Origin of the sequence: Rhodococcus sp. 15-725-2-2b (genome assembly GCF_002259075.1) — a bacterium.
In the GTDB taxonomy this organism is placed as follows: domain Bacteria; phylum Actinomycetota; class Actinomycetes; order Mycobacteriales; family Mycobacteriaceae; genus Rhodococcoides.
Genome location: NZ_NPFL01000028.1, coordinates 89,315 through 101,062, shown reverse-complemented (window position 1 = coordinate 101,062; position 11,748 = coordinate 89,315). Strand labels below are relative to the sequence as shown.

14 protein-coding genes are annotated in these 11,748 nt (G+C 64.1%); 7 read left to right on the top strand and 7 right to left on the bottom strand.

What is annotated here, in order from left to right; all coding sequences use genetic code 11:
- Positions 1–32 precede the first annotated feature (32 nt).
- From CH306_RS29325 to rsgA (CH306_RS28240), 3 genes are all read left to right on the top strand, one after another.
- Complete coding sequence (locus CH306_RS29325; protein WP_008710019.1) at positions 33–206, top strand: hypothetical protein; 174 nt, start codon at positions 33–35, stop codon at positions 204–206.
- A 51-nt stretch (positions 207–257) separates the two neighbouring features.
- Entirely contained in the window at positions 258–1,706 is a 1,449-nt protein-coding gene (locus tag CH306_RS28245) for an alpha,alpha-trehalose-phosphate synthase (UDP-forming) (RefSeq protein ID WP_094648520.1), read from the top strand.
- A 148-nt stretch (positions 1,707–1,854) separates the two neighbouring features.
- Positions 1,855–2,871, top strand: coding sequence for a ribosome small subunit-dependent GTPase A (rsgA, locus tag CH306_RS28240; RefSeq protein WP_094648521.1), 1,017 nt, complete (start codon positions 1,855–1,857; stop codon positions 2,869–2,871).
- A 1-nt stretch (position 2,872) separates the two neighbouring features.
- Here rsgA (CH306_RS28240) and CH306_RS28235 read toward each other — a convergent pair whose 3' ends face one another.
- On the bottom strand, positions 2,873–3,103 hold the full coding sequence (locus CH306_RS28235) for a hypothetical protein (RefSeq protein WP_032396068.1): 231 nt from the start codon (positions 3,101–3,103) through the stop codon (positions 2,873–2,875).
- A gap of 154 nt (positions 3,104–3,257) precedes the next feature.
- Between CH306_RS28235 and CH306_RS28230 the strand changes: the two genes are divergently transcribed.
- Entirely contained in the window at positions 3,258–4,673 is a 1,416-nt protein-coding gene (locus CH306_RS28230; RefSeq protein WP_094648530.1) for an MFS transporter, read from the top strand.
- Positions 4,670–5,071: a MarR family winged helix-turn-helix transcriptional regulator gene (locus tag CH306_RS28225; protein WP_179272995.1), complete on the top strand. Its 402-nt coding sequence runs from the start codon at positions 4,670–4,672 to the stop codon at positions 5,069–5,071. The genes CH306_RS28230 and CH306_RS28225 overlap by 4 nt, the downstream gene beginning before the upstream one ends.
- Before the next feature lie 3 nt (positions 5,072–5,074).
- On the opposite strand, the gene CH306_RS28220 is transcribed toward CH306_RS28225, so the two are convergent.
- Complete coding sequence (locus CH306_RS28220; protein WP_094648523.1) at positions 5,075–5,836, bottom strand: FAD-binding oxidoreductase; 762 nt, start codon at positions 5,834–5,836, stop codon at positions 5,075–5,077.
- Positions 5,837–5,924: 88 nt separating this feature from the next.
- Here CH306_RS28220 and CH306_RS28215 point away from each other — a divergent pair, with 88 nt between their 5' ends.
- Positions 5,925–6,686, top strand: coding sequence for an FAD-binding oxidoreductase (locus CH306_RS28215; RefSeq protein WP_094648523.1), 762 nt, complete (start codon positions 5,925–5,927; stop codon positions 6,684–6,686).
- 3 nt (positions 6,687–6,689) lie between these two features.
- On the opposite strand, the gene CH306_RS28210 is transcribed toward CH306_RS28215, so the two are convergent.
- Positions 6,690–7,091, bottom strand: coding sequence for a MarR family winged helix-turn-helix transcriptional regulator (locus tag CH306_RS28210; RefSeq protein WP_179272995.1), 402 nt, complete (start codon positions 7,089–7,091; stop codon positions 6,690–6,692).
- A complete protein-coding gene (locus CH306_RS28205; protein WP_094648530.1) occupies positions 7,088–8,503 on the bottom strand; it encodes an MFS transporter in 1,416 nt (471 codons plus the stop codon). The genes CH306_RS28210 and CH306_RS28205 overlap by 4 nt, the downstream gene beginning before the upstream one ends.
- A 154-nt stretch (positions 8,504–8,657) precedes the next feature.
- Between CH306_RS28205 and CH306_RS28200 the strand changes: the two genes are divergently transcribed.
- Positions 8,658–8,888: a hypothetical protein gene (locus CH306_RS28200; RefSeq protein WP_032396068.1), complete on the top strand. Its 231-nt coding sequence runs from the start codon at positions 8,658–8,660 to the stop codon at positions 8,886–8,888.
- Between the two features lies 1 nt (position 8,889).
- Here the strand turns inward: CH306_RS28200 and rsgA (CH306_RS28195) are convergent, their stop codons facing one another.
- The 3 genes from rsgA (CH306_RS28195) to CH306_RS29320 all read right to left on the bottom strand — a co-directional run bounded on the left by rsgA (CH306_RS28195) (position 8,890) and on the right by CH306_RS29320 (position 11,728).
- Positions 8,890–9,906 (bottom strand): ribosome small subunit-dependent GTPase A, encoded by a 1,017-nt coding sequence (rsgA, locus tag CH306_RS28195; RefSeq protein WP_094648521.1) that lies wholly within the window; start codon positions 9,904–9,906, stop codon positions 8,890–8,892.
- Between the two features lie 148 nt (positions 9,907–10,054).
- Positions 10,055–11,503: an alpha,alpha-trehalose-phosphate synthase (UDP-forming) gene (locus CH306_RS28190; protein ID WP_094648520.1), complete on the bottom strand. Its 1,449-nt coding sequence runs from the start codon at positions 11,501–11,503 to the stop codon at positions 10,055–10,057.
- Positions 11,504–11,554: 51 nt separating this feature from the next.
- A complete protein-coding gene (locus tag CH306_RS29320) occupies positions 11,555–11,728 on the bottom strand; it encodes a hypothetical protein (protein WP_008710019.1) in 174 nt (57 codons plus the stop codon).
- Between the last annotated feature and the right edge of the window lie 20 nt (positions 11,729–11,748).

Here is an 11,748-nt window from a genome sequence, read left to right as displayed (position 1 = left end):
ATGTAAGCCCAGCAGAGAGTACGGAGAACACCATGCCTGCCAAGACCTCCACCGACAACGACATCGCCGACGAAGACATCGTCCCACTCGAATACGAGACGGCCAGCCAGGCTCAGCGCGTCGTCGCGGCCTACGCGACCGATGCCGACGAGTGCCGCATGTTGCTGTCGATGTTGGGTATAGATCCCGTAGCGAAGACCGACTGACGCTCTTCGCAGGACTGTTTACCCAAGGATCTACAAGCGGATTGGACAGTTGTGGCTGACGCCTCGCAGGGTTCGGATTTTGTCGTCGTAGCCAACCGGTTGCCGGTCGATCTGGAAAAGCTCCCGGACGGGAGCACACGATGGAAGCGAAGCCCTGGCGGGTTGGTCACCGCTCTCGAACCGATTCTGCGTGCCAACAAGGGCGCGTGGGTGGGGTGGGTCGGCGTCTCGGACGTCGACGTCGAGCCGTTCGTCGAGGACGACCTGCAGCTGCGGCCGGTGCCGATCAGCGAGAAGGAGTACACCCAGTATTACGAGGGCTTCTCCAACGCGACACTGTGGCCGCTCTACCACGACGTCATCGTCAAGCCGGAGTACGACCGCGACTGGTGGAACGCCTACGTCGAGGTGAACCGTCGCTTCGCCGAGAAGACATCCGAGGCCGCGGCACAGGGCGCGACGGTCTGGATTCAGGACTACCAGCTCCAGCTCGTCCCGAAGATGCTGCGGATGCTGCGCCCCGACCTGACCATCGGATTCTTTCTGCACATCCCGTTCCCGCCGATCGAGCTGTTCATGCAGATGCCGTGGCGCACCGAGATTGTCGAAGGACTGCTCGGTGCAGATCTGATCGGGTTCCACCTGTCCGGCGGTGCCCAGAACTTCCTCTACCTTGCCCGACGCCTCGCCGGGGGAACCACGTCCCGCGGAACCGTCGGAGTGCGGTCGAAGTTGGGCGTCGTGCAGGTCGGCTTCCGGACCGTGCGAGTCGGCGCGTTCCCGATCTCCATCGATTCCGGTGACCTCGACACCAAGTCTCGCTCCAAGGCCGTCCGTGATCGGGCCAAGCAATTGCGCAAGGACCTGGGCAACCCCAAGCGCATCATGCTCGGCGTCGATCGCCTCGACTACACCAAGGGAATCGACGTTCGGCTCAACGCGTTCCGCGAACTGCTCGAAGAGGGCCGCGTCGATCCGGCCGAGAACGTCATCGTGCAGTTGGCGACGCCCAGCCGTGAGCGCGTCGAGAGCTACGTCGCCATGCGCGGTGAGATCGAGCAGCAGGTGGGCCGCATCAACGGCGAGTACGGCCAGGTGGGCCACCCCGTTGTCCACTACCTGCACCGTCCCATCCCCCGCGACGACCTGCTGGCCTACTTCGTCGCCGCCGACGTCATGCTGGTCACCCCATTGCGCGACGGCATGAACCTGGTCGCCAAGGAGTACGTGGCCTGCCGCAGCGATCTCGGTGGGGCACTGGTGCTCAGTGAATTCACCGGTGCCGCAGCCGAATTGCGACAGGCATACCTGTGCAACCCGCACGACCTCGACAGCGTGAAGGACGCGATCATCGGAGCCCTCGAGCAGGACTCGGAGTCGGGCAAGCGTCACATGCGCGCCATGCGCAGGCAGGTTCTCGCCCACGACGTCGATCGCTGGGCGCGCTCGTTCCTCACCGCGCTCGCAGCGCCGGCGGAGGGCACCAACCTCACCCGATAAATTCGCTTTCCTTCGACCCGTCGACGGCTGTAACTTTGCCGTCGACGGTTTCTTTTTGTGTATTCCAACAGTGAGGAGGTGGGCATCGTGGCCACCTGGACGAGCGCACACCCGAGCCCACGTCACTCCTCTCCGGAGGAACCCTCGCATGTCCTCTCTACTTCACTACGGCCTCGATCGGCACTGGCTCGATGAGTTCGAAAAGCATTCTCAGGACGCAGTTCTCGCCCGCATAGTTCGCGTCGACCGCGGCGGATTCGACGCCGCCACCGAGAACGGAATCGCTCGATGTACGGGCGGTGCCGTCTGCACCGGGGATTGGGTGGCACTCGACGGAGAATCGTTCCGGCTGATCGCCATCCTGCCCCGCCGCACGGCCGTCGAACGCGCCTCCGCCGGAACCACATCCGACACACAGGTTCTCGCAGCCAACGTCGATACCGTCGTCGTCACGGTCGCGTCGGACACCGACCTCGACCTCGGTCGCGTCGAGCGCTACATCACCCTCGCCTGGGGCAGCGGCGCTGTTCCCGTCCTCGCGATAACCAAGACCGACAGCGGAAGCGTCGCCGAAGAAGTATTGTCGTCCGCCGCGCCGGGCGTCACCGTGTGCAGCACCAGTGCAGTCTCGGACGGCGGAATCGATTCGCTGGCAGCACATCTGCGCGGCACGGTCGCCCTGATCGGGCCGTCGGGATCGGGCAAGTCGACACTCGGCAACGCTCTGTTGGGCGGTGCGGTTCTCGCCACCGGGGCGACCCGCGAGGGCGACAGCAAAGGCAGGCACACGACGGTGCATCGGGAATTGGTGCCCATCCCGGAGAGAGAACTGGTGCTGCTCGACACGCCTGGACTACGTTCGGTGGGCGTCCAAGGATCGGAAGACGCTGTGGCGAGCGCCTTCTCCGACATCGACGAACTCGCCGCGTCGTGTCGATTCGCTGACTGCGCGCACGAACGCGAACCCGGGTGCGCGGTACTCGCCGCCGTCGACGCGGGCGAGCTCACCGAGAGACGGTTAAGCAACTACCGAAAACTGTTGCGAGAGAACGCCTGGGCCACCTCCAGGCACGATGCACGAGCACGCAGCGAGAAGCTACGCGAGTACAAGCAGATCTCGAAGTCGCTGCGCCAGAAGTACGCCGCCGACGGTAGAGGGCGGTAGGTCAGCTCTCGTCGAACAGTGAGGGGCTGTCGGTCTCCGTCTCGGCCTGCCGAGCCGAACCTTCACTGTTCGACGCCTTCCGCACCACCTCGACCGTGGTAGTGCGTACCGACAACCGATGACCGTCGTGATGCTCGAGCAACGCCAGACCCTGACGGATCTCGAGCACCTTCCACGGGCCGGCATGCCCGGACGCCTGAACCAGGTCGCCTGGTGCGATCTCGGAAGCCACTGTTGTTCTCCATTCAGCGAGCAATCGGGTTCGAGCAAGTCTGTGACACACACCCTATCGGGCCTGCCCGGCCCGCATCTCACTTGCTCGTCGAACAATTTAGGAGTACTCATGTAATAGTTGTAGATATACAAGCATTATCGTGGAGGTGAACGTGGCCGAGTTGACTCGACGACACCGGTATCTCGTGCTCGGCATCTGCTGCCTGAGCCTGTTCCTCGTCAGCACCGACAACACGATCGTCAACGTCGCGCTGCCGTCGATGCGCGCGGATCTGAACGCATCGGTCTCGGGTCTGCAATGGATCATCGACGCATACACGCTGGTCGTGGCATCACTGTTGATGCTCGGCGGCTCGATGGCCGACAAGTACGGCCGCAAGCGCTTCTTCCTGATCGGCACCGGAACGTTCGTCCTCGGCTCCCTGCTGTGCAGCATCGCACCGTCGCTCGGCTGGCTCGTCGCCTTCCGCATGCTCCAGGCAATCGGTGGCTCGATGATGAACCCCGTCGCGATGTCGATCATCACCAACACCTTCACCGATCCGAAAGAACGCGCAGGAGCGATCGGCATGTGGGGTGCCGTCGTCGGCATCTCGATGTCGGCCGGCCCCGCCCTCGGCGGCGTCCTCGTCACCGGTGCCGGTTGGCAGTCGATCTTCTGGATCAACGTCCCGATCGGAATCTTCGCGCTGGCGATGACACTGAAGTTCGTCCCGGAATCCAAAGCCGAACACTCACGCAAATTCGACCCTGCAGGCCAGTTCCTCATCTTCGCGTTCCTCGCGTCCCTCGTGTTCACCATCATCGAAGGTCCCGCGAAGGGTTGGGGATCCCCGCTGATCGTGTTCACCGGCGCCGTCGCCGTCGGCTCTCTCGTCGGACTACTGCTGGTCGAGTCGCGGATCGAGGAACCGCTCATCCAACTGAAGTTCTTCAGGAGCGCACCCTTCAGCGGAGCGACGGTGATCGCCGTGTGCGCGTTCGCATCCCTCGGCGGATTCCTGTTCCTCAACACCCTCTACCTGCAGGACGTGCGCGGATACTCACCACTGCACGCCGGTCTCTACACCCTGCCGATGGCGTTGATGACCTTGATCTTCGCGCCGATCTCCGGTCGCATCGTCGGCACCCTCGGAGCGCGCATTCCGCTGCTCGTCGCCGGAGTCGGCTTCGTGGCCTCGGCACTGATGCTCACCCGACTGACTCCGACGACGTCGTTCGCATGGCTGGCCGTCGCGTACGTGATCTTCGGAATATCCTTCGGCATGGTCAACGCCCCGATCACCAACACCGCGGTGTCCGGAATGCCGCGCAGCCAGGCCGGAGTGGCGTCCGCCATCGCATCGACGAGCAGGCAGGTGGGCCAGTCGCTGGGCGTGGCCGTCGTCGGATCCATCGTCACGGCGAGCATCGTCGGGGAGATCTCCGACGGCTTCACCGCCGCCGCGGTCCCTGCCTGGTTCGTCATCGCAGGCGCAGGCGTGATCGTCACCGCGCTCGCAGTGGTCACAACCGGCCGATGGGCACGCGCAACCGCCGATCGAATCGACCAACCGGTGCTCGTATGACCGGCGATGCAGCACACGTCTGGCGCGAGATGCGCGCACTGATGCTCGAGAAGCACGACACCCGACGAGCCGTCGCCGACGCCACCGGGATGAGTTTCCTGCGAGCAAAGCTGCTGACCAAGTTGCTCACCGGCGATCGGACGATCACCGAGCTGGCCGAGATCCTCGCCTCCGACGCGCCGTATGTCTCGCTCAACGTCCGCGAACTCGAGAAGCGCGAGCTGGTTCTGCGTACCGAAGATCCCGAGGATCGCCGACGCCGCATCATCGGACTCACCGACACCGGACGTCTCCTCGCCGAGAAGGCCCGAGCGATCGCCGACGCCCCGCCGCCGGAATTCACGACAGTCTCTGCCGAAGACCTGGCGCATCTGCGTCGGATTCTGCGACTGCCCTGATTTTCAGAGGACAGTGCTCGAGCGACGGATGGTGTCGAGTGGGGTGCCGATTTCGACGAGCGCACGCACGGTCGCTGCTTCCATACCCGGTGAGCCGCAGACCAGGATCTGGCGATCCGGGAACGGCCCCTGCGTTGCGACGACGTCGGCCACACTGCCCTCCCAGCAATGCTCCGGCTCGAAGAACGATGCGCTGGAACCGATCTCGGCATGAATGCGGTCGTTCCATCGATCCGACGCCCACGGCTCGTGCAACTGATCGACCACGGGTACCACCGTCAACCACCGGAACTCCGCCGCCATCAGCCACAGCATGTCGCCCGCATACAGGTCACGAGGCGACTTACCGCCGACGAAGAGCGTCACGTTCGGCGGCTGCTCGCGACGTGTGAGGTCGAGCAGAATCGCGCGCAACGGAGCGAGACCGGTCCCACCCGCGATCATGACCACATCGCGCCCCGAATCGTCGACATGGAGACCACCCTGCGGATCGCTGATCTGCCACACATGACCGGGCCGCGTCTCGTTGACGATCGATCCGCTCACCCAACCGGCAGGCACGGCTCGAATATGGAATTCCAGCTTGCCGTCTCGAGAAGGCGGCAACGCAGGTGAGTACCGCCGCGTCAGAGCAGTGTTCTGAGGAACCGTGACCGACACCGACTGGCCCGCCCGAAACGGCACCGCGTCGCCCTCGAGTCTGATCACGGCGAGATCGTTCCGAAGACGGTGATACTGAACGACCGTCGAACTCCACGCCTGCATGCCGACCAGAATAGGGGTCGACGCCGGGGGTCTCGCAAACGCGCGCGCGTTTGCGAGACCCCCGGCGTCGACCCCTATTCTGGTCGGCATGCAGGCGTGGAGTTCGACGGTCGTTCAGTATCACCGTCTTCGGAACGATCTCGCCGTGATCAGACTCGAGGGCGACGCGGTGCCGTTTCGGGCGGGCCAGTCGGTGTCGGTCACGGTTCCTCAGAACACTGCTCTGACGCGGCGGTACTCACCTGCGTTGCCGCCTTCTCGAGACGGCAAGCTGGAATTCCATATTCGAGCCGTGCCTGCCGGTTGGGTGAGCGGATCGATCGTCAACGAGACGCGGCCCGGTCATGTGTGGCAGATCAGCGATCCGCAGGGTGGTCTCCATGTCGACGATTCGGGGCGCGATGTGGTCATGATCGCGGGTGGGACCGGTCTCGCTCCGTTGCGCGCGATTCTGCTCGACCTCACACGTCGCGAGCAGCCGCCGAACGTGACGCTCTTCGTCGGCGGTAAGTCGCCTCGTGACCTGTATGCGGGCGACATGCTGTGGCTGATGGCGGCGGAGTTCCGGTGGTTGACGGTGGTACCCGTGGTCGATCAGTTGCACGAGCCGTGGGCGTCGGATCGATGGAACGACCGCATTCATGCCGAGATCGGTTCCAGCGCATCGTTCTTCGAGCCGGAGCATTGCTGGGAGGGCAGTGTGGCCGACGTCGTCGCAACGCAGGGGCCGTTCCCGGATCGCCAGATCCTGGTCTGCGGCTCACCGGGTATGGAAGCAGCGACCGTGCGTGCGCTCGTCGAAATCGGCACCCCACTCGACACCATCCGTCGCTCGAGCACTGTCCTCTGAAAATCAGGGCAGTCGCAGAATCCGACGCAGATGCGCCAGGTCTTCGGCAGAGACTGTCGTGAATTCCGGCGGCGGGGCGTCGGCGATCGCTCGGGCCTTCTCGGCGAGGAGACGTCCGGTGTCGGTGAGTCCGATGATGCGGCGTCGGCGATCCTCGGGATCTTCGGTACGCAGAACCAGCTCGCGCTTCTCGAGTTCGCGGACGTTGAGCGAGACATACGGCGCGTCGGAGGCGAGGATCTCGGCCAGCTCGGTGATCGTCCGATCGCCGGTGAGCAACTTGGTCAGCAGCTTTGCTCGCAGGAAACTCATCCCGGTGGCGTCGGCGACGGCTCGTCGGGTGTCGTGCTTCTCGAGCATCAGTGCGCGCATCTCGCGCCAGACGTGTGCTGCATCGCCGGTCATACGAGCACCGGTTGGTCGATTCGATCGGCGGTTGCGCGTGCCCATCGGCCGGTTGTGACCACTGCGAGCGCGGTGACGATCACGCCTGCGCCTGCGATGACGAACCAGGCAGGGACCGCGGCGGCGGTGAAGCCGTCGGAGATCTCCCCGACGATGCTCGCCGTGACGATGGATCCGACGACGGCCACGCCCAGCGACTGGCCCACCTGCCTGCTCGTCGATGCGATGGCGGACGCCACTCCGGCCTGGCTGCGCGGCATTCCGGACACCGCGGTGTTGGTGATCGGGGCGTTGACCATGCCGAAGGATATTCCGAAGATCACGTACGCGACGGCCAGCCATGCGAACGACGTCGTCGGAGTCAGTCGGGTGAGCATCAGTGCCGAGGCCACGAAGCCGACTCCGGCGACGAGCAGCGGAATGCGCGCTCCGAGGGTGCCGACGATGCGACCGGAGATCGGCGCGAAGATCAAGGTCATCAACGCCATCGGCAGGGTGTAGAGACCGGCGTGCAGTGGTGAGTATCCGCGCACGTCCTGCAGGTAGAGGGTGTTGAGGAACAGGAATCCGCCGAGGGATGCGAACGCGCACACGGCGATCACCGTCGCTCCGCTGAAGGGTGCGCTCCTGAAGAACTTCAGTTGGATGAGCGGTTCCTCGATCCGCGACTCGACCAGCAGTAGTCCGACGAGAGAGCCGACGGCGACGGCGCCGGTGAACACGATCAGCGGGGATCCCCAACCCTTCGCGGGACCTTCGATGATGGTGAACACGAGGGACGCGAGGAACGCGAAGATGAGGAACTGGCCTGCAGGGTCGAATTTGCGTGAGTGTTCGGCTTTGGATTCCGGGACGAACTTCAGTGTCATCGCCAGCGCGAAGATTCCGATCGGGACGTTGATCCAGAAGATCGACTGCCAACCGGCACCGGTGACGAGGACGCCGCCGAGGGCGGGGCCGGCCGACATCGAGATGCCGACGACGGCACCCCACATGCCGATCGCTCCTGCGCGTTCTTTCGGATCGGTGAAGGTGTTGGTGATGATCGACATCGCGACGGGGTTCATCATCGAGCCACCGATTGCCTGGAGCATGCGGAAGGCGACGAGCCAGCCGAGCGACGGTGCGATGCTGCACAGCAGGGAGCCGAGGACGAACGTTCCGGTGCCGATCAGGAAGAAGCGCTTGCGGCCGTACTTGTCGGCCATCGAGCCGCCGAGCATCAACAGTGATGCCACGACCAGCGTGTATGCGTCGATGATCCATTGCAGACCCGAGACCGATGCGTTCAGATCCGCGCGCATCGACGGCAGCGCGACGTTGACGATCGTGTTGTCGGTGCTGACGAGGAACAGGCTCAGGCAGCAGATGCCGAGCACGAGATACCGGTGTCGTCGAGTCAACTCGGCCACGTTCACCTCCACGATAATGCTTGTATATCTACAACTATTACATGAGTACTCCTAAATTGTTCGACGAGCAAGTGAGATGCGGGCCGGGCAGGCCCGATAGGGTGTGTGTCACAGACTTGCTCGAACCCGATTGCTCGCTGAATGGAGAACAACAGTGGCTTCCGAGATCGCACCAGGCGACCTGGTTCAGGCGTCCGGGCATGCCGGCCCGTGGAAGGTGCTCGAGATCCGTCAGGGTCTGGCGTTGCTCGAGCATCACGACGGTCATCGGTTGTCGGTACGCACTACCACGGTCGAGGTGGTGCGGAAGGCGTCGAACAGTGAAGGTTCGGCTCGGCAGGCCGAGACGGAGACCGACAGCCCCTCACTGTTCGACGAGAGCTGACCTACCGCCCTCTACCGTCGGCGGCGTACTTCTGGCGCAGCGACTTCGAGATCTGCTTGTACTCGCGTAGCTTCTCGCTGCGTGCTCGTGCATCGTGCCTGGAGGTGGCCCAGGCGTTCTCTCGCAACAGTTTTCGGTAGTTGCTTAACCGTCTCTCGGTGAGCTCGCCCGCGTCGACGGCGGCGAGTACCGCGCACCCGGGTTCGCGTTCGTGCGCGCAGTCAGCGAATCGACACGACGCGGCGAGTTCGTCGATGTCGGAGAAGGCGCTCGCCACAGCGTCTTCCGATCCTTGGACGCCCACCGAACGTAGTCCAGGCGTGTCGAGCAGCACCAGTTCTCTCTCCGGGATGGGCACCAATTCCCGATGCACCGTCGTGTGCCTGCCTTTGCTGTCGCCCTCGCGGGTCGCCCCGGTGGCGAGAACCGCACCGCCCAACAGAGCGTTGCCGAGTGTCGACTTGCCCGATCCCGACGGCCCGATCAGGGCGACCGTGCCGCGCAGATGTGCTGCCAGCGAATCGATTCCGCCGTCCGAGACTGCACTGGTGCTGCACACGGTGACGCCCGGCGCGGCGGACGACAATACTTCTTCGGCGACGCTTCCGCTGTCGGTCTTGGTTATCGCGAGGACGGGAACAGCGCCGCTGCCCCAGGCGAGGGTGATGTAGCGCTCGACGCGACCGAGGTCGAGGTCGGTGTCCGACGCGACCGTGACGACGACGGTATCGACGTTGGCTGCGAGAACCTGTGTGTCGGATGTGGTTCCGGCGGAGGCGCGTTCGACGGCCGTGCGGCGGGGCAGGATGGCGATCAGCCGGAACGATTCTCCGTCGAGTGCCACCCAATCCCCGGTGCAGACGGCACCGCCCGTACATCGAGCGATTCCGTTCTCGGTGGCGGCGTCGAATCCGCCGCGGTCGACGCGAACTATGCGGGCGAGAACTGCGTCCTGAGAATGCTTTTCGAACTCATCGAGCCAGTGCCGATCGAGGCCGTAGTGAAGTAGAGAGGACATGCGAGGGTTCCTCCGGAGAGGAGTGACGTGGGCTCGGGTGTGCGCTCGTCCAGGTGGCCACGATGCCCACCTCCTCACTGTTGGAATACACAAAAAGAAACCGTCGACGGCAAAGTTACAGCCGTCGACGGGTCGAAGGAAAGCGAATTTATCGGGTGAGGTTGGTGCCCTCCGCCGGCGCTGCGAGCGCGGTGAGGAACGAGCGCGCCCAGCGATCGACGTCGTGGGCGAGAACCTGCCTGCGCATGGCGCGCATGTGACGCTTGCCCGACTCCGAGTCCTGCTCGAGGGCTCCGATGATCGCGTCCTTCACGCTGTCGAGGTCGTGCGGGTTGCACAGGTATGCCTGTCGCAATTCGGCTGCGGCACCGGTGAATTCACTGAGCACCAGTGCCCCACCGAGATCGCTGCGGCAGGCCACGTACTCCTTGGCGACCAGGTTCATGCCGTCGCGCAATGGGGTGACCAGCATGACGTCGGCGGCGACGAAGTAGGCCAGCAGGTCGTCGCGGGGGATGGGACGGTGCAGGTAGTGGACAACGGGGTGGCCCACCTGGCCGTACTCGCCGTTGATGCGGCCCACCTGCTGCTCGATCTCACCGCGCATGGCGACGTAGCTCTCGACGCGCTCACGGCTGGGCGTCGCCAACTGCACGATGACGTTCTCGGCCGGATCGACGCGGCCCTCTTCGAGCAGTTCGCGGAACGCGTTGAGCCGAACGTCGATTCCCTTGGTGTAGTCGAGGCGATCGACGCCGAGCATGATGCGCTTGGGGTTGCCCAGGTCCTTGCGCAATTGCTTGGCCCGATCACGGACGGCCTTGGAGCGAGACTTGGTGTCGAGGTCACCGGAATCGATGGAGATCGGGAACGCGCCGACTCGCACGGTCCGGAAGCCGACCTGCACGACGCCCAACTTCGACCGCACTCCGACGGTTCCGCGGGACGTGGTTCCCCCGGCGAGGCGTCGGGCAAGGTAGAGGAAGTTCTGGGCACCGCCGGACAGGTGGAACCCGATCAGATCTGCACCGAGCAGTCCTTCGACAATCTCGGTGCGCCACGGCATCTGCATGAACAGCTCGATCGGCGGGAACGGGATGTGCAGAAAGAATCCGATGGTCAGGTCGGGGCGCAGCATCCGCAGCATCTTCGGGACGAGCTGGAGCTGGTAGTCCTGAATCCAGACCGTCGCGCCCTGTGCCGCGGCCTCGGATGTCTTCTCGGCGAAGCGACGGTTCACCTCGACGTAGGCGTTCCACCAGTCGCGGTCGTACTCCGGCTTGACGATGACGTCGTGGTAGAGCGGCCACAGTGTCGCGTTGGAGAAGCCCTCGTAATACTGGGTGTACTCCTTCTCGCTGATCGGCACCGGCCGCAGCTGCAGGTCGTCCTCGACGAACGGCTCGACGTCGACGTCCGAGACGCCGACCCACCCCACCCACGCGCCCTTGTTGGCACGCAGAATCGGTTCGAGAGCGGTGACCAACCCGCCAGGGCTTCGCTTCCATCGTGTGCTCCCGTCCGGGAGCTTTTCCAGATCGACCGGCAACCGGTTGGCTACGACGACAAAATCCGAACCCTGCGAGGCGTCAGCCACAACTGTCCAATCCGCTTGTAGATCCTTGGGTAAACAGTCCTGCGAAGAGCGTCAGTCGGTCTTCGCTACGGGATCTATACCCAACATCGACAGCAACATGCGGCACTCGTCGGCATCGGTCGCGTAGGCCGCGACGACGCGCTGAGCCTGGCTGGCCGTCTCGTATTCGAGTGGGACGATGTCTTCGTCGGCGATGTCGTTGTCGGTGGAGGTCTTGGCAGGCATGGTGTTCTCCGTACTCTCTG

What these genes read in the sequence shown, in the direction of transcription:
- rsgA (WP_094648521.1), top strand. Translation starts at nt 1,855, where the DNA reads ATGTCCTCTCTACTTCACTACGGCCTCGATCGGCACTGGCTCGATGAG.
- CH306_RS29325 (WP_008710019.1), top strand. Translation starts at nt 33, where the DNA reads ATGCCTGCCAAGACCTCCACCGACAACGACATCGCCGACGAAGACATC.
- CH306_RS28215 (WP_094648523.1), top strand. Translation starts at nt 5,925, where the DNA reads ATGCAGGCGTGGAGTTCGACGGTCGTTCAGTATCACCGTCTTCGGAAC.
- CH306_RS29320 (WP_008710019.1), bottom strand. Translation starts at nt 11,728, where the DNA reads ATGCCTGCCAAGACCTCCACCGACAACGACATCGCCGACGAAGACATC.
- CH306_RS28220 (WP_094648523.1), bottom strand. Translation starts at nt 5,836, where the DNA reads ATGCAGGCGTGGAGTTCGACGGTCGTTCAGTATCACCGTCTTCGGAAC.
- CH306_RS28225 (WP_179272995.1), top strand. Translation starts at nt 4,670, where the DNA reads ATGACCGGCGATGCAGCACACGTCTGGCGCGAGATGCGCGCACTGATG.
- rsgA (WP_094648521.1), bottom strand. Translation starts at nt 9,906, where the DNA reads ATGTCCTCTCTACTTCACTACGGCCTCGATCGGCACTGGCTCGATGAG.
- CH306_RS28210 (WP_179272995.1), bottom strand. Translation starts at nt 7,091, where the DNA reads ATGACCGGCGATGCAGCACACGTCTGGCGCGAGATGCGCGCACTGATG.